Below are 20,314 nucleotides of genomic sequence, written 5' to 3' on the forward strand. Positions count from 1 at the left end.
CACCACCCGCGCGCCGCGCGGGTGGTGGTCGCCGACGACCAGACCGTGGTGCGCGAGGGGATCGTGATACTGCTGGGGCTGCTGCCGGGGATCGAGGTCGTGGGTGCGGCGGCGGACGGGCTGGAAGCGGTGCGGCTGGTGGCCGAGCACGCTCCCGATGTGGTGCTGATGGATCTGCGGATGCCGCGGTGCGACGGCGTGGAGGCCACCCGGCGGATCCGTGCCGAGTATCCGGCCACCCAGGTCGTGATCCTGACGACCTACGCCGACGACGACTCGCTCTTTCCCGCGCTGCGGGCCGGGGCGCGCGGCTATCTCACCAAGGACGCCGGCGGGGAGGAGATCGTACGGGCCGTCGAGCATGTGATGTCGGGGGAGGCGGGGCTGTCCCCGAAGGTGCAACTGCGGCTGCTGGAGCGTCTTTCCACAGGCATGCCCCAGCGTCCGACGGTGGCGCCGGGGCCTCCGCGCGAGCTCCCGGACGGGCTGACGGCGCGTGAGGCGGAAGTGCTCTCACTCGTCGCCGAGGGCCTGTCCAACGGTGAGATCGCCCGCCGTCTCCAGGTCAGCACCGCGACGGTGAAGACCCATATCAACAACCTCTTCGCCAAGACCGGGGTGCGCGACCGGGCCCAGGCCGTGCGGTACGCCTACCGGCACGGCATCGCGCGCCCACCGGAGGCCTCCGTCCCCTGACGGGCTGATGGGGCGTCACCGCCCTGACCAGGCATAGCGATGCTCCGGCCGGCCGGTCTCGCCGTACTTGAGCGTCAGGCTGAGCCTGCCCGACTCCTCCAGCCGTTTGAGATACCGCTGGGCGGTCGACCGGCTCAGCCCCGAGCGCTCCGCGACCTCGTGCGCCGACAGCGGCTGCGAGGCGTCCGAGAGCACCCGGCGGATCAGGTCGGCCGTCGGCGCCGAGTGCCCCTTGGGCAGGGGCGCGGTGACGGCGGCGGTACGCAGGGTGCCGAAGATCCGGTCGACCTGGTCCTGTTCCGCCTCGTCGGCGCCCTCCAGGGTGCGCCGCAGCCGCGCGTACGCCTCCAGCTTCACCCGCAGCCCCGGAAAGGTGAACGGCTTCACCAGGTACTGGAGCGCGCCGTAACGCATGGCCGTCTGCACGGTCGCGACATCACGGGCCGCGGTGACCATGATCACATCGGTGTGATGGCCGAGTTCCCGGATGCGGCGGATCAGCGACAGCCCGCTCTCGTCCGGCAGATAGTGGTCGAGGAGCACCAGATCGATGCCCCCGCGCTCCAGCAGCGCCAGCGCCTGCGCGGCGTTGTGGGCCGTGGCCCGCACCCGGAATCCCGGCACACGCATGACGTACGCGGCATTGATCTCGGCGACGCGGAAGTCGTCGTCCACGACCAGGACCTCGATCATCTGCTCACTCCTTCGAGGGATCGCGTGCCCGACGCCCCTGTTCCCGGCACCAAGGGGTGCAGGGCCTCCGGCAGCTCCACGGTGAACACCGCGCCGCCCCCCTCCCGTTCACCCGCGCGGGCCGAGCCGCCGTACCGTTCGGCGAGGCGCCGGACGAGCGAGAGGCCCAGCCCCCGGGGCCGGTTCGGCGCGGGCTCCTTGGTGGACCAGCCGTCGGCGAAGACCAGTTCGCGGGCCTCCCGCGGGACGCCGGGGCCGTTGTCGGAGACGGTGACCACGGCCGTCGTGCCCTCCGCCCGGATCCCGACCTCCACAAAGGCGTCCGGCCGGTACCGCCCGGCGGCGTCCAGGGCGTTGTCCACGAGATTGCCGAGCACGGTGACGAGGTCCCCCGGATCCACCACCCGGCCCGGCAGATCCGACTCCTCGCTCACCCGCAGCGCCACCCCGCGCTCCGCGGCGACCGCGCTCTTGCCCACCAGCAGGGCGCTGACCAGCGGTTCATGGACCCGTTCGGTGACCTGCTCGGCCGTGGCCCGGTGCGCGCCGGTGACCTCGGCCACGAAGTCGACCGCCTCCCGGTACATCTCCAGCTCCAGCAGCCCGACGAGGGTGTGCAGCCGGTTGGCGTGCTCGTGGTCCTGGGCGCGCAGCGCCTCCGTCAGCCCCCGGGTGCCGTCCAGTTCACGGCCCAGCTGCTCGAGTTCGGTACGGTCGCGGAGCGTCGCCACGGTGCCGCCGTCGGCGGTGTCCATCCGGTTGACGACCAGGACCCGGCCGTCCCGGACGGTGAGCAGGTCCGTGCCGGTCACCCGGCCCGCCAGCACATCGGTGGTCCGGCCGGGCGGGAGGACGGCGTCCAGCGGCCGGCCGAGGGCGTCCGGGCCGATGCCCAGCAGCCGCCGCGCCTCGTCGTTGACGAGCCGGACCCTGCCCTTCCGGTCGAGGGCCACCACCCCCTCCCGGATGCCGTGGAGGATGGCCTCGCGTTCGTCGAGGAGGGCGGAGATCTCCGACAGCGCGATGCCGCGGGTGCGTTTGCGCAGTCGCAGGGAGACGGCCAGGGCCGCCAGCGCGCCGACCGCCAGCGCCGCTCCCGCGTGGGTGAGGATGCCGGGCAGGGCGTGCAGCAGGACGTCGCGCACGTCGTCGTAGGCGATGCCGACCGAGACGGCGCCCACGATCGCGCCCTCCGGCCCGCGCAGCGGCACCTTGCCGCGCGCCGAGCGGCCCAGGGTGCCGTTCTCGATGCCCGTCCACTCGTGCCCCGCCAGGGCCGGGCCCGGGTCGGTGCTCACGTGCCGGCCGATCTCGGCGGGGGTGGTGTGGGAGTAGCGGATGCCCTGGGTGTCGACGACCACGACGTAACTGGCGTCCGTCGCCAGGCGGATGCGCTCGGCGGCGGTCTGCACCGGTCCGTCGGGGCTCGGCGGCCCGGCCAGGATGTCATGGGCGAGCCCGGGCTGGGCGGCGGCCGCCTCGGCGATGGCCAGCGCCCGGCGCTCGGCCTGCTCGTCCAGCTGGACGCCCAGGGGCGCGAGGAAGAGACCGGCGGTCAGCGCGGTGACACCGGTGGTGATCAGCAGCTGGACGGACAGGGCCTGGGCGAAGACACGCCGGGGCAACCGGGGGCGCATGGAGAGAGCCTTTCGCTTCCGGGCCATGGGTGTGCACCGAACGTAGCCGGACGATGGCCTCTTGTGTCACCCCCGTGTCACTTTTGTTGTTCTATCGCGAGCAAAACGAGCAGAACAGGCTTCGTACGCTGAAGCCGCACAGCGCACACAAGACTGCCGCTGTGGCGCAGGCCACTTCTAGCCTCCAGCACCGGTCGCCCCGCACGGGCAGCGGGGCCGGACACCCGGGAGCGGAGGCGCCCTATGAACAGCGGCAACCCAGGGAGGAACCCCGGCGGCACGCCACGGCCGGCCGGGGTGCCGGCGATCGAGCTGCGCGGAGCGACCAAGGTGTTCCGCACCCCCTCGGGGGCGGACCACACGGCCGTGCGCGATCTCGACCTGACCGTCGCCCAGGGGGAGTTCGTGGCGGTCGTCGGCCCGACCGGCTGCGGCAAGTCCACCACCCTCACGCTGGTGAGCGGCCTGGAGGAGCCCACCGAGGGCGAGGTGCTGGTGGGCGGGGAGCCCGTGACCGGCATCCGCCCCGACGTCGGCTTCGTCTTCCAGCAGGACGCGGTCTTCCCCTGGCGGACGGTGCTGTCGAACGTGATGGCGGGCCCGCGCTTCCGGGGAGTGCCGAAGGCGGAGGCGCGTGAGAGGGCCCGTGACTGGCTGGGCCGGGTGGGGCTCGCGGCGTTCGAGGACCGCTATCCGCACCAGCTCTCCGGCGGCCAGCGCAAGCGCGTGGCGCTCGCCCAGACCTTCGTGGGCGACCCGGCGATCCTGCTGATGGACGAGCCGTTCTCGGCGCTGGACGTACAGACCCGGGCGCTGATGTCGGACGAACTCCTGGAGCTGTGGGGCGGTTCGCGCTCCGACGGCCGGGCGGCCTCCGTCGTCTTCGTCACCCACGACCTGGAGGAGGCCATCGCGCTCGCCGACAGGGTCGTCGTGATGACGGCCGGGCCGGCCACCGTCAAGGAGGTCTTCCCGATCGACCTGCCCCGCCCCCGGAGGGTCGAATCCGTGCGCCTGGAGCCCCGGTTCATCGAGATCTACCGGGAGATCTGGTCCTCCCTCGGCGAGGAAGTCCGTATCACCCGGGAAAGGGGTGCCGCTCATGTCGCCTGAGTCCATCTCCGCCGCTGTCGTCACACAGAAGCGCTCCCAGGGGCGTACGGAAGCGCGGGCGCGTGCGGCGCGCAACCACAAGCTGCGGGTCCTCGGCGCGCGCGCCCTGCTCCTAGCCTTCCTCCTGGGCGCCTGGGAGGTGCTGGCCCGTACCGAGGTCATCGACGCCTTCAACTTCTCGATGCCGTCGAAGGTCTGGGACCAGATCGTCCAGTGGACCCTCCACGGCACCCCGCAGGGCTCGCTCGGCGAGCAGATCGCGTACACGCTCTACGAGGCCCTGCTCGGCTGGGTTGTGGGCGTGACGGCCGGAGTGGTCCTCGGCATCGTCCTCGGCCGGGTCCGCTTCCTCGCCGACGTCCTCGGCCCCTACATCAAGGTGCTCAACGCGCTGCCCAGGATCGTTCTCGCGCCGGTCTTCCTGATCTGGTTCGGCCTGGGGCCAGCCTCCAAGATCGCCTCGGCCGTGGTGCTGGTGTTCTTCCCCGTCTTCTTCAACGCCTTCCAGGGCGCCCGCGAGGTGGACCGCAACCTGGTCGCCAATGCCCGGATCCTGGGCGCGAGCAGCCGGCAGGTGACCCTCCAGGTCGTCATCCCCGCCGCCACCTCGTGGATCTTCACCAGCCTCCACGTCAGCTTCGGCTTCGCGCTGATCGGCGCGATCGTCGGCGAGTACATCGGCGCGGACAGGGGCATCGGCCTGCTCGTCTCCGTTTCCCAGAACACCTTCAACACCGCAGGGGTGTACGCGGCGATGGTCATCCTCGCCGTCGTCGCCCTGCTCGCCGAGGGGCTGCTGACCTTCGTGGAGAAGCGGCTCTTCCGCTGGAAGCCCGCCGCGCCCGGCGAGCGCTGACCCCCACCGCGCACCGTCCGCACCACCCCCTCGACCCGACCGTAAGGACACGGAAAATGCGTACGTCCGCCAAATTCTCCGCGCTGGTCGTCGCCGGAGCGATGTGCCTGTCCCTCTCCGGCTGCGCCGACGAGTCGTCGGCCGACACCTCGGGCAGCGAGTCCCTCAAGGGGGACGTCGTGAAGATCATGGTCGGTGGCCTGGACAAGGTCATCTACCTGCCGGCCGTGCTCACCCAGCGCCTCGGCTACTTCCAGCAGGAGGGCCTGACGGTCAAGCTCCTGAGCGAGCCCGCCGGCGTCCAGGCCACGACCTCCCTGCTCTCCGGTGACGTCCAGGGCGTCGTGGGCTTCTACGACCACACCCTCGACCTCCAGGTGAAGGGCAAGAAGGTGGAGTCGGTGGTGCAACTGGCCCAGACGCCGGGCGAGGTGGAGGTCGTCTCCACCAAGGCGGCGGGCGACATCGTCTCCCCCAAGGACTTCAAGGGGAAGAAGCTGGGCGTCACCGGACTCGGCTCGTCCACCGACTTCCTCACCAAGTACCTGGCGGTGAAGAACGGCGTGGACGTCAGCGACGTGACGCCCGTGGCGGTCGGTGCCGGCCAGACCTTCCTCTCCGCCCTGGAGAAGGGCGCCATCGACGGCGGCATGACCACCGACCCGACCGTCGCCCAGGTCCTGGACAAGAACCTCGGCAAGGTCCTCGTCGACATGCGTACCCCGGAGGGCTCCAAGGCGGCCCTCGGCGGCCTCTACCCCGCGTCGAGCCTCTACATGAGCAGCGACTGGGTGAACAGCAACAAGGAGACCGTCCAGAAGCTCGCCAACGCCATGGTGAAGACCCTCAAGTGGATGTCCGAGCACACCCCCGAGGAGATCGCGGCGCAGATGCCCGCCGACTACGCCAAGGGCGGCAAGGACCTGTACGTGAAGTCGATCCGCAGCACCCTGCCGATGTTCACCAAGGACGGTGTGATGCCCGCCGACGGGCCGAAGACCGTGCTCCAGGTGCTCAAGTCCTTCAACCCGAACCTCAAGAACGCCTCCGTGGACCTGGCGAAGACCTACACCACGGAGTTCGTCAAGAAGGCCGGCTGACCCCGGCCTGCCGGGCGGCGGCCAGCGGGACGACGGCGACGACGTCCATCCGGGCCGGTGTGCCCAGTGCCCGGCCGCAGCTCTCGGGGCGGGGCGGCGCCGAGGCGCCCTGCTCGACCTCGACCCGCCAGGCGCGCCCGTCCGTGTGCGCGACGGTCACGGACCAGCGGGGCGCGGCCCCCTCGGTCCCGGTGACGTCCAGGGCGTCCGCGCCCTCCTCGCCGGTCAGCGCGCGGACGGCCAGCTCGGCGGCCTGACCGGGGCGTTCCCAGGCGGAGCGGCCCCGGCAGTGCGCGGTGGTGATCCTGCCGTCGCGCGCCGCCTCCAGGGCCTCCTTGACGGCGTGCGCGGTGGCCCGCCCGTAGGCGTAGCCGTAGGGCAGGACGAACAGGGTGGGGGAGAAGCGGTGGCCACCGATGTGGGTGACCTCCCAGACCTCCGTGCCGCCCGCGGCGGCCAGCTCGGCGGCGAGCGGCCGGCCCAGCAGGGCGCAGCAGCGGTCGCGCTTGCCGTTGGTGCACACCAGGGCGAGCGGATCCCCCTCGTACGGCTCCCACAGCCCGCCGTGCTCGCCCGCGCCGAGCGCCGTGAGGTCCAGCTCCAGCAGCGCGGCCGGGGCGGTGAGGGCGGTCGTGCGGATCCAGGAGCGGCCGGGCGCGGTGTGGGCCACGAAGATCCGCTGGCGGGACGGCTCGTGGCAGTCCGCGTGCCGTCCCGGGCGGCGGATCAGGGCGATCCGCACACCGGTGCCCTCGGCGGCCTCGTCGAGGGCGCGGCCGACGGCGGGGTCGAGGTGGCTGGAGATGAGGGCGTCCGCGCCCCACGGGCCGGGCTGCTCGATCAGAAGCCAGGTCCGCGCCGGTGCGGCGGTACCGGCCAGCGGCTCGGTCAGCTGTCGGGAGGCGGTCGCGCACGTGCTCACATAGGTGAGCCTAACCTGACTTGGGCCGGTCCTGCGCGCCAAGCCGGTCCGTCCGTAGGACGAGCTGACGATATCCGGACGATCGACCGGGCCCTCCTATCCTGGGTCGGGCGGTGGATCCCGGTCCGTCCGCCGCAGTGGACCCGACGATGGAGGCTTTTCCTTGGCCAAGCGACAGATCCCGGTCATCGTGCTGGCGGGATTCCTCGGATCGGGCAAGACGACCCTGCTCAACCACCTCCTGCGGCGCGGCGGAGGCACCCGGATCGGGGCGGTCGTCAATGACTTCGGCAAGATCGAGATCGATGCGATGAGCGTCGCCGGCCAGGTGGACTCCATGGTCTCCCTGGGCAACGGCTGCCTGTGCTGCGCGGTGGACACCAGCGAGCTGGACGGTTTCCTGGAGCGGCTGGCCCGCCCGGCGGCCCGCATCGACGTGATCGTCATCGAGGCCAGTGGGCTGGCCGAGCCCCAGGAGATCATCCGGATGATCCTGGCCAGCGACAACGACAGCGTCGTCTACGGCGGGCTGGTCGAGGTGGTCGACGCGGCGGAGTTCTCCGCGACGCGCGAACGCCACCCGGAGCTCGACCGGCACGTGGGCATCGCCGACCTCGTGGTCCTCAACAAGGCCGACCGGATCGGGGACGAGACCCGCGACAGCCTGCTGGAGACGCTCGCCGGGCTGGCCCCGGGCACTCCCGTCGTCCCGGTCTCCCACGGGCGGATCGACCCGGAGATGCTCTTCGACCGCAAGCCTCGCGAGGACCACCTGGAGGCCGTGCGCCAGCTCTCCTTCGAGGACGTCCTCCTCGCGGACGACGACGAGCACGAGCACGGTGACCACTGCGGGGAGGGGTGCGGCCACGCCGGCCATCTCCACTCCGGCTACGAGAGCGTCGAGTTCCGCTCCGACGACCCCATGAACCCCCGGCGGCTCATGGAATTCCTCGACAGCAGGCCCGAGGGCCTCTACCGCGTCAAGGGCTTCGTCCACTTCGGCGTGACCGGCCACCGCGACAAGTTCACCCTGCACGCGGTGGGCGACTTCCTGCGCTTCTACCGGTCGCCCTGGGCGCGTTCCGAGGAGCGCGCCACACAGCTGGTGATGATCGGCAGGGGCATCGACACCGGTGCCCTGAAGGAGGGGCTCGAAAGCTGCCGGGACACGGCGCCGGAGGCCGCCGAGGAGCACAGCATGTGGGGCGTCCTGCGCTACGCGCAGACCTGACACGCGTACGGGCCTGACACGCATAGGCCTGACACGCGTACAGGCCTGACCGTACGTACATGCCCGGTACGTACGGGCCCGGGGGTACGCGCGTCGGGTCGGCGCGCCCCCCGGGCCCGGAAGGGCCTACACCGGGCCGGCCACCACCGTCACCGGCTTCGGCAGGGGCGTACCCGAACCGTCACGGCGCGGGTCGGAGGCCGGCAGCTCGGCGGGCATGCCGGTGGCCGTCGCGGCCCGGGCCGGCGCGGCGCCCGCCCAGGCCAGGACGAGGCAGTCCTCGCCCTTGAGGAAGCGCTGGCAGCGCACACCGCCCGTGGCCCGGCCCTTGCGCGGGTACTGGTCGAACGGCGTCGCCTTCGCCGTGCCCTCCGAGACCGCGCCCGGCAGCCCGCCCCGGGCGCCCGCGACCGTGATCACCACCGCGTCCTCCGCGGGGTCGACGGCCGTGAACGAGATGACCTTCGCGTCCGGCGACAGCTTGACGCCCGCCATGCCGCCCGCCGGGCGGCCCTGCGGCCGCACCTGCGAGGCCTGGTAGCGCAGCAACTGGGCGTCGTCCGTGATGAAGACCAGGTCCTCCTCGCCCGTGCGCAGCTCGACGGCTCCGACGACGGTGTCGCCGTCCTTGAGGGCGATGACCTCCAGCTCGTCCTTGTTGGCCGGATAGTCGGGGACCACGCGCTTGACCACGCCCTGCTCCGTGCCGATGGCCAGGCCCGGGGAGGACTCGTCGAGCGTGGTCAGGCAGACCAGCCGCTCACCGTCCGCCAGCGTCAGGAACTCGGACACCGGGGCGCCGCCCGCCAGGTTCGGCGGGGCCGCCGTCTCCGGCAGCTGCGGCAGGTCGATCACCCGCATCCGCAACAGCCGCCCGGCCGAGGTCACCGCGCCCACCTCGCCCAGGGCCGTCGCCGGGACGGCCGAGACGATCACGTCGTGCTTCACGCGCTTGGCGTCGGCCGAGGCGTCCACCGGCTCGCCCGTGGCCGTACGGGCCAGGAGGCCGGTGGAGGACAGCAGCACCCGGCACGGGTCGTCCGCGACCTTCAGCGGCACCGCCGAGGACGGCGTGCCCGCCGACTCCAGCAGCACCGTGCGCCGGTCGGTGCCGAACTTCTTCGCCACGTCCGCCAGTTCCGCCGAGACGAGCTTGCGGAGCTCCGCGTCCGACTCCAGGATCCGGGTCAGCTCGGCGATCTCCGAGGTGAGCCTGTCGCGCTCCGACTCCAGCTCGATCCGGTCGAACTTGGTCAGGCGGCGCAGCGGGGTGTCCAGGATGTACTGGGTCTGCACCTCGGAGAGGGAGAAGCGCTCCACGAGTGAAGCCTTGGCGGCCGCAGCGTTCTCACTCGATCGAATGATTCGGATGACCTCGTCGATGTCGACGAGGGCCACCAGCAGACCCTCGACCAGATGCAGCCGGTCGCTCCGCTTGCCGCGCCGGAACTCGCTGCGCCGGCGGACCACCTCGAAGCGGTGGTCGACGTAGACCTCCAGCAGCTCCTTGAGGCCCAGCGTCAGCGGCTGCCCGTCCACGAGCGCCACGTTGTTGATGCCGAAGGACTCCTCCATCGGCGTCAGCTTGTAGAGCTGCTCCAGGACGGCCTCGGGGTTGAAGCCGTTCTTGATCTCGATGACCAGGCGCAGGCCGTGGGCGCGGTCGGTGAGGTCCTTGACGTCGGCGATGCCCTGGAGCTTCTTGGCGCCGACCAGGTCCTTGATCTTGGAGACGACCTTCTCCGGGCCCACCGTGAACGGGAGCTCCGTGACCACCAGGCCCTTGCGGCGGGCCGTGACGTTCTCCACGGAGACCGTGGCGCGGATCTTGAACGTGCCGCGGCCGGTCTCGTAGGCGTCGCGGATCCCGCTCAGGCCGACGATGCGGCCGCCCGTGGGCAGATCGGGGCCCGGGACGAACTTCATCAGGGTGTCGAGGTCGGCGCCCGGGTGCCGGATCAGGTGCCGGGCGGCGGCGACGACCTCACCGAGGTTGTGCGGCGGCATGTTCGTCGCCATGCCGACCGCGATGCCGGACGAGCCGTTGACCAACAGGTTCGGATAGGCGGCGGGGAGGGCCACCGGCTCCCGCTCGCTGCCGTCGTAGTTCGGCGCGAAGTCGACGGTGTCCTCGTCGATCGACTCCGTCATCAGCGACGACGGCGCCGCCATCCGGGCCTCGGTGTAACGCATGGCCGCGGGCGGGTCGTCATTGCCCAGCGAACCGAAGTTGCCGTGGCCGTCCACCAGGGGCAGCCGCATCGAGAAGGGCTGCGCCATGCGCACCAGGGCGTCGTAGATCGACGCGTCGCCGTGCGGGTGGAGCTTGCCCATCACCTCGCCGACGACCCGGGCGCACTTCACGTGCCCCCGCTCGGGCCGCAGGCCCATCTCGTTCATCTGGAAGAGGATGCGGCGCTGGACCGGCTTGAGGCCGTCCCGGGCGTCGGGCAGGGCGCGGGAGTAGATGACTGAGTAGGCGTACTCGAGGAAGGAGCCCTGCATCTCGTCGACGACGTCGATGTCGAGGATGCGCTCCTCGAACTCTTCCGGCGGCGGGGTCTTCGTGCTGCGGCGGGCCATCGCGGCTGCTGCTCCTTCGATCGATTGCCGAGGCGGTTCTGACGCGGACCATTGTGGACCGAGCCACCGACAACGCCGACCGCGACCCGTCCGGGGCATCCCCGGCGGTTCGGGAACTTCGCCAGATGTCAGCGCGCTTGCATACAGTGACAGGACTGTTCATCACGCGAGTCGTCGCGAGGCACCGCGGGATCTCAAGAGATCGAAGGGACGTACATGCCCATGGGTCACACGGCCACGCAACAGGCCGGCTCCGGCGGCCTGACAGCGACCGAGCACCGCCTGGCCAACGGCCTGCGGGTGATCCTCTCCGAGGACCACCTGACCCCCGTCGCCGCGGTCTGCCTCTGGTACGACGTCGGCTCGCGCCACGAGGTCAAGGGCCGTACCGGCCTCGCCCACCTCTTCGAGCACCTGATGTTCCAGGGCTCGGCCCAGGTCAAGGGCAACGGCCACTTCGAGCTGGTCCAGGGCGCCGGCGGCTCGCTCAACGGCACCACGAGCTTCGAGCGCACCAACTACTTCGAGACCATGCCCGCCCACCAGGTGGAGCTGGCCCTGTGGCTCGAGGCGGACCGGATGGGCTCGCTGCTCACCGCCCTCGACGACGAGTCGATGGAGAACCAGCGCGACGTCGTCAAGAACGAGCGCCGCCAGCGGTACGACAATGTGCCCTACGGCACGGCCTTCGAGAAGCTGACGGCCATGGCCTATCCCGACGGCCACCCGTACCACCACACGCCGATCGGTTCCATGGCCGACCTGGACGCCGCCTCCCTGGAGGACGCGCGCTCCTTCTTCCGGACGTACTACGCGCCGGGCAACGCCGTCCTCGCGGTCGTCGGCGACATCGACCCGGAGCAGACCCTCGCCTGGGTCGAGAAGTACTTCGGCTCCATCCCGGCGCACGACGGCAAGCAGCCCCCGCGCGACGGCCGGCTGCCCGACACCATCGGCGAGCAGCTGCGCGAGGTCGTCCGCGAAGAGGTGCCCTCCCGCGCGCTGATGGCCGCCTACCGCCTGCCCCACGACGGCACGCGCGAGGCCGACGCCGCCGACCTGGCGCTGACCATCCTCGGCGGCGGCGAGTCCTCCCGCCTCCACAACCGCCTCGTGCGGCACGACCGCACCGCCGTCGCGGCCGGCTTCGGCCTGCTGCGCCTGGCCGGCGCGCCCTCGCTCGGCTGGCTGGACGTCAAGGCGTCCGGCGGCGTGGAGGTCCCCGCGATCGAGGCCGCCGTCGACGACGAGCTCGCCCGCTTCGCGGCCGAGGGCCCGACGCCCGAGGAGATGGAGCGCGCCCAGGCCCAGCTGGAGCGCGAGTGGCTGGACCGGCTGGCCACCGTCAGCGGCCGCGCCGACGAGCTGTGCCGCTTCGCCGTGCTCTTCGGCGACCCCCAGCTCGCCCTGACCGCCGTTCAGCGCGTCCTGGACATCACCCCCGGGGAGGTGCAGGAGGTCGCCAAGGCCCGTCTGCACCCCGACAACCGCGCCGTGCTGGTGTACGAGCCCACGCCCCAGTCCGGCACCGACGCCGCCGGCGAGAACGAGGAAGAGGAGGCGGACCGGTGAGCGACGCCGTTGCCGCGAGCACCCAGACCGCGGAGACCTCGATGGAGTTCCACCCCCGGCCCGAGGCCGGCACCGCCACCCCCTGGGCCTTCCCGGCCCCCGAGCGCGGCCTGCTCCCCAACGGGCTGACCGTGCTGCGCTGCCACCGCCCCGGCCAGCAGGTCGTCGCCGTCGACGTCGTGCTGAACGCGCCGCTGGCCGCCGAGCCCGAGGGCCTGGACGGCGTCGCCACGATCATGGCGCGCGCCTTCTCCGAGGGCACCGACAAGCTCAGCGCCGAGGAGTTCACCGCCGAGCTGGAGCGCTGCGGCGCCACCCTCGACGCCCACGCCGACCACCCCGGCGTCCGGCTCTCCCTGGAGGTCCCGGCCTCCCGGCTGGGCAAGGCCATGGGCCTGCTCGCCGACGCCCTGCGCGCCCCCGCCTTCCCGGACAGCGAGATCGAGCGCCTGGTGGACAACCGCCTGGACGAGATCCCGCACGAGCTGGCCAACCCCGCCCGCCGGGCGGCCATGGCCCTGGCCGCCGAGCTCTTCCCGGCCGACGCCCGGATGTCCCGCCCCCGGCAGGGCGGCCAGGAGACCGTCGAGCGCATCGACGCCGCCGCCGTCCGGGCCTTCTACGAGGCCCATGTCCGCCCCGCCACCACCACCGTGGCGATCGTCGGCGACTTCACCGGCATCGACCTCGACCGGACCCTGGCGGAGTCCCTCGGCGTCTGGACCGGCACCGCCGCCGAGCCGCTGCCCGTGCCGGCCGTCACCGCCGACGACACCGGCCGCGTCGTGATCGTGGACCGGCCCGGCGCCGTCCAGACGCAGCTGCTCATCGGCCGCACCGGCCCCGACCGGCACGCGAGCGCCTGGCCCGCCCAGATCCTCGGCACCTACTGCCTCGGCGGCACCCTCACGTCCCGTCTGGACCGCGTCCTGCGCGAGGAGAAGGGCTACACCTACGGCGTGCGCTCCTTCGGCCAGGTGCTGCTCTCCGCCCCCGACGGGACGGGCACGGCCATGCTCGCCATCAGCGGCTCCGTGGACACCCCCAACACCGGCCCCGCGCTGGCGGACCTGTGGACCGTGCTGCGCACCCTCGCGGCCGAGGGCCTGACCGAGGCCGAGCGCGACGTCGCCGTGCAGAACCTGGTCGGTGTCGCGCCGCTGAAGTACGAGACGGCCGCGGCCGTCGCCGCGACCTTCGCCGACCAGGTCGAGCAGTACCTGCCGGACGACTTCCAGGCGCGGCTGTACGAACGCCTCGCGGACACCGGCACGGTGGAGGCCACGGCCGCCGTCGTGAGCGCCTTCCCGGCCGACCGCCTCGTCACCGTCCTCGTCGGTGACGCCGCCACGATCGCCGAGCCCGTCAGGGCCCTGGGTATCGGCCCGGTGACGGTCATCCCCGCCTGACGGCGGCTCACCACCCCGGCGCGGCGGCCACGCTGCGCCGGGGCCGCGTTGGCGCATGGGTCCGTTGTGACCCATGCGCCACGCTTATGTCCACTTTCGGACGGTGGTTGCGTGTTGGTCGTGTGGCGTACGTCATAAAAGCCCACTTCTGTTTGCTGTTCGAATCTGACGCCGATTAGCGTCAGGCCCGGCAGCCCGCCATTCGGAGCCGCGACCGCGGCCCCGGGCAGCCATCGCCGAGTCCCCGAGGCGTCAGTCGAGGGGAGCCGGGGACCCAAACGTCCCTGGGGTGAATCGGGCCCCTCTCACGAGGGATCCGTAGGAGACCTTCCTGCTCCGAACCCGTCAGCTAACCCGGTAGGCGAGAGGGAAGGAAAGGAACAGCCAAGACATGGCGTTCACCCGTGCCACCGGGAAGCACCGTCGTCCGAGCCGCGCCGCGCGCGTCAGCGCCAACGTGGCGGGCATAGCCACCCTGACGGCCGCAGGCGTCGTCGCCGGTGTCGCCGCCCCCGCCTTCGCCGCCTCCGACGACACGCAGCGCCCCGAGGACACCGGCCTGACCCAGGCCGTCGTCATCGGTGATGTCATGGCCGAGCACGTCGACGCCCAGGCCGAGTCCCAGCGCAGCGCCGCCGACGAGGCCGCCGCCCGCCTCCAGGCCGAGGAGAGCGCCAAGGAGAAGGCCGCCCAGGCCAAGCAGCGCTACGAGGAGGCCAAGCGCAAGGCCGACGAGGAGCGCGCCGCCAAGGAGAAGGCCGCCCGCGACGAGGAGCGCAAGCGCCTCGGCACCTTCGTGAGCCCGATCGACGGCTCCTACGTCTCCACCTCCTACAAGGCCTCCAGCGGCCTGTGGTCCTCCGGCAGCCACACCGGCATCGACATGCACGCCGAGACCGGCACCTCCGTCCACGCCGTCGGCATGGGCACCATCGTCGAGGCCGGCTGGGGCGGCGCCTACGGCAACAACGTCGTCATCAAGATGGCCGACGGCACGTACACCCAGTACGGCCACCTGTCCTCCATCGACGTCTCCGTTGGCCAGACGGTCACCCCGGGCCAGCAGATCGGCCTCTCCGGCGCCACCGGCAACGTCACCGGCCCGCACCTGCACTTCGAGGCCCGCACGGCGCCCACCTACGGCTCGGACATCGACCCGGTCGCCTACATGGCCGCGCACGGCGTCAACCTGTAACGACGCGCGACGACTTCCGAAAGGCCCCGGCCCCCGGCCGGGGCCTTCGTGTTGGCCAAAAAATATCCATGAAACGGCGGCACCATCGGAAAACGCCCGGGATTGCCATAGAGTCGCCGAACGGACGTCAATCGGCCGTGCTGCACGGGGATTGAGGCATGAGGCGGAGGTAGACCCATGCGGGGCCGTACGTGAGCGGCGACGGCGAAGGGCCGCGCGAGAGCCGTCGTATTTCCACGCACGCGGTGTGCACCGCCATCCGCGACGACATCGTCTCCGGCGCATTCCCGCCGGGCAGCCGGCTTATCGAGGAAATCCTCGCCCGCCGCTACGGCGTCTCACGGGTGCCCGTGCGCGAGGCGCTGCGCACCCTCGCCTCCGAGGGCTTCGTGACCACCCGCCGGCACGCCGGCGCCTGTGTCGCCGAACCGACCGAGCGCGAGGCCGCCGACCTCCTCGACATCCGGGCCCTGCTGGAGCCGCTGGGCGCGGCCAAGGCCGCGCAGCGGCGCTCCGAGGCCCATCTCAAGGTGCTGCGGGGCCTGGTCAGACTCGGTCAGGAGCGGGCCCGCGCGGGCCGCTGCGGCGAGCTGCGCCAGCTCGGCGACTGGTTCGACGAGACGCTCGCCCAGGCGTCCGGCAGCCCCTCGGTCGCCGGGCTCCTGACCCAGCTGCGCCGCAAGATCGCCTGGGTGTACGCCCCGGGGCCGGTGGTCCGGCCGCTGGAGACCTGGGAGGCGTGCGGGGCGCTGGTGGACGCGGTGGCCCGCGGGGACGTGGAGCGCGCCCGGGAGCTGGCCGCGGTACGGGCCGGTCGTTCCCCCGGTGAATTCCTGCTGCGGCGGACCGGCGGCGAGAACGTCCCCCCGCCGAAACAGCCCGTAAACACGGCGGGCGTCCGTTCTTAACAAGCGGCCGCTATTCCTGGAGGAATAGCGGCCGGGAATTCGTGGCGGTCCCCGGCCCGAGGCACGCCGTGCGCGTCTGCGGAGAGCGGCGCGCACGGCGTGTGAAAAAGCCCGCGGACACGCCGGTACGCGGACACGCGGATATGACGACGGGGCCGCGGCGGCCTCAGTCGGCTGCCGCGGCCCCGCCACGCGGTCCCGCCCGGTCGGGGTGGCGGGCCGGTGGATCAGACGGTCTCCGGGAGCTCCTCGAGCCCCTCGGCGACGAGCTTGGCCAGACGGTCGAGCGCGGCCTCGGCCCCCTCCGCCTCACTGGCGAGGACGATCTCCTCGCCACCCTGGGCGCCCAGGCCCAGCACGGCGAGCATGGAAGCGGCGTTGACGGGGTTGCCGTCCGCCTTGGCGATCGTCATGGGGACGCCGGCGGCGGTCGCCGCACGGACGAAGATCGACGCGGGCCGGGCGTGCAGGCCCTCGGCCCAGCCGACGTTTACGCGGCGCTCAACCATGGTGTTGCCCTTCAAGTCGATATTGGTTGTCTAGACCATTGTGGCACGGGGTGCGCGGTGCCCCGTGCGCGCGCCCCACCAGGGCCCTCCGGTCGCGCCGCGTGGGCCGGGCGGCACCGGCCCACTGTCGGTACCCGGCCTTACGCTGGGCCCATGCAGACGCCGTCCGAGCACGCGTACCCGACCCACTGGGAAGCCGACGTCGTGCTGCGCGACGGCGGCATCGCCCACATCCGCCCCATCACGCCCGACGACGCGGGACGGCTGGTCAGCTTTTACGAGCAGGTGTCGGACCAGTCCAAGTACTACCGCTTCTTCGCCCCCTACCCCCGCCTCTCCGACCGGGACGTCCACCGCTTCACCCACCACGACTACGTCGACCGGGTGGGCCTGGCCGCGATCGTGGGCGACGAGTTCATCGCCACCGTGCGCTACGACCGCATCCCCCCGGGCGACGAGGCCGAGGTCGCCTTCCTCGTCCAGGACGCCCACCAGGGCCGCGGCGTCGCCTCCGCCCTGCTCGAACACATCGCGGCCGTCGCGCGCGAGCGGTCGATCCGGCGCTTCGCCGCCGAGGTGCTGCCCGCCAACACAAAGATGATCAAGGTCTTCACGGACGCGGGCTACACACAGAAGCGCAGCTTCGAGGACGGCGTCGTCCGCCTCGGCCTCGACCTGGAACCCACCGACGCCTCCCTCGCCGTGCAGCGCGCCCGCGAACAGCGCGCCGAGGCCCGCTCCGTGCAGCGCCTGCTCACGCCGCGCTCCGTCGCCGTCGTCGGCGCCGGCCGCGAGCCCGGCGGCATGGGCCGCACCGTGCTGCGCAACATCGTCGCCGGTGGCTTCACCGGGCGGACGTACGCGGTCAACCGCGCCTTCCCCGAGGCGCCTTCGCGCCTGGAGCCCGAGGGCGTCCCCGCCCACCGCTCCGTCCTCGGCATCGCCGAGCCGGTGGACCTCGCGATCGTCGCCGTGCCCGCCGAGGAGGTCCCCGCCGTCGTCGCCGACTGCGGCGAGCACGGTGTCCAGGGGCTCGTCGTGCTCACCGCCGGGTACGCCGAGAGCGGGGGGACGGGTCGCGCCCGCCAGCGCGAGCTGGTCCGCCAGGCCCGTTCGTACGGCATGCGCGTCATCGGCCCCAACTCCTTCGGCCTCATCAACACCGCCGAGGCCGTCAGGCTCAACGCCTCCCTCGCCCCCGAGCTGCCCGCCGCCGGGCGGGTCGGGCTGTTCAGCCAGTCCGGCGCGATCGGCATCGCCCTGCTCTCCGGGCTCCACCGGCGGGCGGCCGGCCTCGTGGGCATCTCCACCTTCGTCTCCGCGGGCAACCGCGCCGACGTCTCCGGCAACGACTTCCTCCAGCACTGGCACGACGACCCCGACACGGACGTCGTCCTGATGTACCTGGAATCCATCGGCAATCCGCGGAAGTTCGCCCGCCTCGCGCGACGGACGGCCGCCCGCAAGCCGCTCGTCGTCGTCAAGGGCGCCCGGCACGGCGCCGCCGCCCCGACCGGCCACGCCGTGCCCTCCACCCGCATCCCCGACGCCACGGTCTCCGACCTGCTGCGCCAGGCCGGCGTCATCCGCGTCGACACGGTCACCGAGCTGGCCGACACCGGACTGCTCCTCGCCTCCCAGCCACTGCCGGAGGGCCCCCGCGTCGCGATCCTCGGCAACTCCGAGTCCCTCGCCCTGCTCACGTACGACGCCTGCCTCACGGACGGGTTGCGGCCCCTGCTGCCCCGCGACCTGACCACGTCCGCCACCCCGGCGGACTTCCGCGCCGCGCTCTCGGCCGCCCTGGCCGACCGGGCCTGCGACGCCGTGGCCGTCACCGCCATTCCCTGGGTCGGCGACACCTCCGCCGCCGACCTCGCCACCGCCCTGCGCGAGGCCGTCGCGACGGCCCCCACCGCGAAGCCGGTGGTGGTCGTCCACCTGGAGATCCCGGGCCTGGCCGAGGCCCTGGCGGCCCCGGCCCCGGCCCACGCCGGCCACGATGCCGGTGATCCCATCGGCGTGGCGCCCTCGGCCGGGGGTCCGACGGGCTCGCTGCCCGGGAGCCCCGGCCCCACGGCCGGAGAGCGGCCGCCCGCCATGGGCGGTGGGACCGCCGGCCGGAGGGCCACGCCGGGGGAGCCCGCCGCCGCGGGGACCGTCGCGGCGGAAGCCGCCGCCGCGGGCGCCGCCCCCGGCACGCGTCCGAGCCGCACCCCGGCGGGGCCCGCCGACGAGGCGGGCCCGTCGCCCACTGCCGGTGATGGCGCCCCCGGATCCGCCCCGAGCCCAGCGGCAGGCCCAGCCGCAGGCGATCCCGCCGTGCGGATACCCGCCTACCCCGCCGCCGAGCGGGCCGTGCGGGCGCTCGCCGAGGCCGTGCGCTACGCGCGGTGGCGGCGCGACGTCGCCGTGCCCGGGCGCGTGCCCGAGTACGACGACATCGACGAAGAGGGCGCCGCCGCCGACATCGACGTCCTGCTCAAGGCCCACGGCGCTGTCGCCCCGCGCGCCGTGACGCTCTCCGCCCCCGACACCCAGCGCCTCCTCGCCCGCTACGGCATCGCCGTGCTGCCCGCCCTGCCCGCGCCCGGCCCCGACAGCGCCGTGGACGCCGCCCGGCGGCTCGGCTTCCCCGTGGCCCTCAAGCCCACCGCGCCCCATCTCCGCCACCGCGCCGATCTCGGCGGGGTCCGTCTCGACCTCGGCGGCGAGGCGGAACTGCGCCGCGCGTACGCGGAATTGACCGAGTTGCTCGGCAAGCCCGAGGAGCTGAGCCTCGTCGTGCAGTCCATGGCGCCGCGCGGCGTCGACACCGTCGTGCGCGCCGCCATCCACCCCACCGCCGGCGCCGTGCTCTCCTTCGGGCTGGCCGGCGCGCCGTCCCTGCTGCTCGGGGACATCGCCCACCGTCTCGTCCCGGCCACCGACCGGGACGCCGCCGAGCTCATCCGCTCCGTGCGCACCGCGCCCCTGCTCTTCGGCTGGCGCGGCTCCGCCCCCGTGGACACCGCGGCCCTGGAAGAGCTGCTGCTACGGGTCTCGCGCCTTGTCGACGACCATCCGGAGGTCGTGGGCGCCGATCTGGAGCCGGTGATCGTCGCCCAGCGCGGGGTGCGCGTCCTCGGCGCGACCATCCGGCTGGCCCCGCCTCCGGCCCGCTCGGACCTGGGGCCGCGGAGTCTGCCCCTGTACTGAGCCCTGGCCGGGGATCGGCGGCAGCCGGACCCCGTACGCCCCGTAGGATGGGCGTATGGCGAAGACCGGTACGACGACCCAGGGGCTGCGCGCGGCCATCGAGCGCAGCGGCTACTACCCGGCCCTCGTGGCCGAGGCGGTGGAGGCCGCCGTGGGCGGTGAGCCGGTCGTGTCGTACCTGGTCCACCAGGAGACGACGTTCGACTCGAACGAGGTGCGCCGCCATGTCACGGTGCTCGTCCTCACCGGTACCCGATTCATCGTCAGCCACACCGACGAGCAGGCCGCCGACGGCACCTCCCCGTCGCCCTACGCCACCACCTCCACCGAGTCCGTGAAGCTCGACCGGATCTCCTCGGTGGTGCTCAGCCGCGTCGTCGCCAACCCCGAGGCCTACACCCCGGGCACCCTGCCCCGCGAGGTCGTCCTGACCATCGGCTGGGGCGCGGTCTCCCGCATCGACCTCGAGCCCGCCGCCTGCGGCGACCCGAACTGCGACGCCGACCACGGCTACACCGGCTCCTCCACCGCCGACGACCTCAGCCTGCGGGTCAGCGAGGCGGGCGACGGCCCGGACACCGTCCGCCAGACCCTGGCTTTCGCCCAGGCGCTCTCCGAGGCCACCGCGGCGACCGCCCGCTGATGTCCCACTTCGCCACGGCGGGCCAGGCCTGGCCCGCCGTGGCGAAGTG

16 protein-coding genes and 1 riboswitch are annotated in these 20,314 nt (G+C 72.7%); of the genes, 11 read left to right on the forward strand and 5 right to left on the reverse strand.

The window, feature by feature from the left end:
• A partial coding sequence (locus K6I33_RS13550; RefSeq protein ID WP_238491565.1) for a response regulator transcription factor occupies positions 1–696 on the forward strand: 696 nt, incomplete at its 5' end.
• Positions 697–711: 15 nt separating this feature from the next.
• Here the strand turns inward: K6I33_RS13550 and K6I33_RS13555 are convergent.
• The gene (locus tag K6I33_RS13555) at positions 712–1,389 is read right to left on the reverse strand and encodes a response regulator (RefSeq protein WP_229351378.1); all 678 of its coding nucleotides are present in this window, start codon (positions 1,387–1,389) and stop codon (positions 712–714) included.
• Positions 1,386–3,026, reverse strand: coding sequence for a sensor histidine kinase (locus K6I33_RS13560; protein ID WP_229351379.1), 1,641 nt, complete (start codon positions 3,024–3,026; stop codon positions 1,386–1,388). Before K6I33_RS13560 ends, K6I33_RS13555 begins: the two co-directional genes overlap by 4 nt.
• Before the next feature lie 243 nt (positions 3,027–3,269).
• On the opposite strand from K6I33_RS13560, the gene K6I33_RS13565 reads away from it, so the two are divergent.
• Genes K6I33_RS13565 through K6I33_RS13575 form a run of 3 tightly spaced genes read left to right on the forward strand, consistent with a single transcriptional unit; the run spans position 3,270 to position 6,095 of the window.
• Positions 3,270–4,139: an ABC transporter ATP-binding protein gene (locus K6I33_RS13565; protein ID WP_229351380.1), complete on the forward strand. Its 870-nt coding sequence runs from the start codon at positions 3,270–3,272 to the stop codon at positions 4,137–4,139.
• Positions 4,129–4,995, forward strand: coding sequence for an ABC transporter permease (locus K6I33_RS13570; protein WP_229351381.1), 867 nt, complete (start codon positions 4,129–4,131; stop codon positions 4,993–4,995). Before K6I33_RS13565 ends, K6I33_RS13570 begins: the two co-directional genes overlap by 11 nt.
• 56 nt (positions 4,996–5,051) lie before the next feature.
• Entirely contained in the window at positions 5,052–6,095 is a 1,044-nt protein-coding gene (locus K6I33_RS13575; RefSeq protein ID WP_229351383.1) for an ABC transporter substrate-binding protein, read from the forward strand.
• Here the strand turns inward: K6I33_RS13575 and K6I33_RS13580 are convergent.
• A complete protein-coding gene (locus K6I33_RS13580; RefSeq protein ID WP_229351385.1) occupies positions 6,079–7,017 on the reverse strand; it encodes a sucrase ferredoxin in 939 nt (312 codons plus the stop codon). The genes K6I33_RS13575 and K6I33_RS13580 overlap by 17 nt on opposite strands.
• Positions 7,018–7,180: 163 nt before the next feature.
• Between K6I33_RS13580 and K6I33_RS13585 the strand changes: the two genes are divergently transcribed.
• Positions 7,181–8,248, forward strand: a complete 1,068-nt coding sequence (locus tag K6I33_RS13585; protein WP_229351387.1) for a GTP-binding protein — start codon at positions 7,181–7,183, stop codon at positions 8,246–8,248.
• 126 nt (positions 8,249–8,374) lie between these two features.
• Here K6I33_RS13585 and K6I33_RS13590 read toward each other — a convergent pair whose 3' ends face one another.
• A complete protein-coding gene (locus K6I33_RS13590) occupies positions 8,375–10,831 on the reverse strand; it encodes a DNA topoisomerase (ATP-hydrolyzing) subunit A (protein ID WP_229351389.1) in 2,457 nt (818 codons plus the stop codon).
• Between the two features lie 222 nt (positions 10,832–11,053).
• On the opposite strand from K6I33_RS13590, the gene K6I33_RS13595 reads away from it, so the two are divergent.
• The 4 genes from K6I33_RS13595 to K6I33_RS13610 all read left to right on the forward strand — a co-directional run bounded on the left by K6I33_RS13595 (position 11,054) and on the right by K6I33_RS13610 (position 15,915).
• Complete coding sequence (locus K6I33_RS13595) at positions 11,054–12,403, forward strand: pitrilysin family protein (RefSeq protein ID WP_229351402.1); 1,350 nt, start codon at positions 11,054–11,056, stop codon at positions 12,401–12,403.
• Between the two features lie 41 nt (positions 12,404–12,444).
• The gene (locus tag K6I33_RS13600; protein ID WP_229351405.1) at positions 12,445–13,812 is read left to right on the forward strand and encodes a pitrilysin family protein; all 1,368 of its coding nucleotides are present in this window, start codon (positions 12,445–12,447) and stop codon (positions 13,810–13,812) included.
• Between the two features lie 224 nt (positions 13,813–14,036).
• Positions 14,037–14,191: riboswitch (cyclic di-AMP (ydaO/yuaA leader) on the forward strand.
• A 12-nt stretch (positions 14,192–14,203) separates the two neighbouring features.
• Positions 14,204–15,007 (forward strand): M23 family metallopeptidase, encoded by an 804-nt coding sequence (locus K6I33_RS13605; protein ID WP_229351391.1) that lies wholly within the window; start codon positions 14,204–14,206, stop codon positions 15,005–15,007.
• A 191-nt stretch (positions 15,008–15,198) separates the two neighbouring features.
• Positions 15,199–15,915 (forward strand): GntR family transcriptional regulator, encoded by a 717-nt coding sequence (locus tag K6I33_RS13610; RefSeq protein ID WP_229351394.1) that lies wholly within the window; start codon positions 15,199–15,201, stop codon positions 15,913–15,915.
• 227 nt (positions 15,916–16,142) lie between these two features.
• Here K6I33_RS13610 and K6I33_RS13615 read toward each other — a convergent pair whose 3' ends face one another.
• Positions 16,143–16,424, reverse strand: coding sequence for an HPr family phosphocarrier protein (locus K6I33_RS13615; protein ID WP_126916446.1), 282 nt, complete (start codon positions 16,422–16,424; stop codon positions 16,143–16,145).
• 153 nt (positions 16,425–16,577) lie between these two features.
• Between K6I33_RS13615 and K6I33_RS13620 the strand changes: the two genes are divergently transcribed.
• Together K6I33_RS13620 and K6I33_RS13625 are read left to right on the forward strand one after the other, a co-directional pair.
• The gene (locus K6I33_RS13620) at positions 16,578–19,622 is read left to right on the forward strand and encodes a bifunctional GNAT family N-acetyltransferase/acetate--CoA ligase family protein (RefSeq protein WP_229351397.1); all 3,045 of its coding nucleotides are present in this window, start codon (positions 16,578–16,580) and stop codon (positions 19,620–19,622) included.
• 55 nt (positions 19,623–19,677) lie between these two features.
• Complete coding sequence (locus tag K6I33_RS13625) at positions 19,678–20,265, forward strand: DUF5998 family protein (protein WP_229351399.1); 588 nt, start codon at positions 19,678–19,680, stop codon at positions 20,263–20,265.
• The last annotated feature ends 49 nt before the right edge of the window (positions 20,266–20,314 follow it).

The sequence above is a fragment of the Streptomyces sp. UNOB3_S3 genome (genome assembly GCF_020740895.1).
In the GTDB taxonomy this organism is placed as follows: Bacteria; Actinomycetota; Actinomycetes; order Streptomycetales; family Streptomycetaceae; genus Streptomyces.

Coding starts and splice junctions, on each gene's coding strand:
- K6I33_RS13560 (WP_229351379.1), bottom strand. CDS start 3,026: ATGCGCCCCCGGTTGCCCCGGCGTGTCTTCGCCCAGGCCCTGTCCGTC.
- K6I33_RS13620 (WP_229351397.1), top strand. CDS start 16,578: ATGCAGACGCCGTCCGAGCACGCGTACCCGACCCACTGGGAAGCCGAC.
- K6I33_RS13600 (WP_229351405.1), top strand. CDS start 12,445: ATGGAGTTCCACCCCCGGCCCGAGGCCGGCACCGCCACCCCCTGGGCC.
- K6I33_RS13595 (WP_229351402.1), top strand. CDS start 11,054: ATGGGTCACACGGCCACGCAACAGGCCGGCTCCGGCGGCCTGACAGCG.
- K6I33_RS13605 (WP_229351391.1), top strand. CDS start 14,204: ATGGCGTTCACCCGTGCCACCGGGAAGCACCGTCGTCCGAGCCGCGCC.
- K6I33_RS13615 (WP_126916446.1), bottom strand. CDS start 16,424: ATGGTTGAGCGCCGCGTAAACGTCGGCTGGGCCGAGGGCCTGCACGCC.
- K6I33_RS13625 (WP_229351399.1), top strand. CDS start 19,678: ATGGCGAAGACCGGTACGACGACCCAGGGGCTGCGCGCGGCCATCGAG.
- K6I33_RS13590 (WP_229351389.1), bottom strand. CDS start 10,831: ATGGCCCGCCGCAGCACGAAGACCCCGCCGCCGGAAGAGTTCGAGGAG.
- K6I33_RS13570 (WP_229351381.1), top strand. CDS start 4,129: ATGTCGCCTGAGTCCATCTCCGCCGCTGTCGTCACACAGAAGCGCTCC.
- K6I33_RS13575 (WP_229351383.1), top strand. CDS start 5,052: ATGCGTACGTCCGCCAAATTCTCCGCGCTGGTCGTCGCCGGAGCGATG.
- K6I33_RS13565 (WP_229351380.1), top strand. CDS start 3,270: ATGAACAGCGGCAACCCAGGGAGGAACCCCGGCGGCACGCCACGGCCG.
- K6I33_RS13555 (WP_229351378.1), bottom strand. CDS start 1,389: ATGATCGAGGTCCTGGTCGTGGACGACGACTTCCGCGTCGCCGAGATC.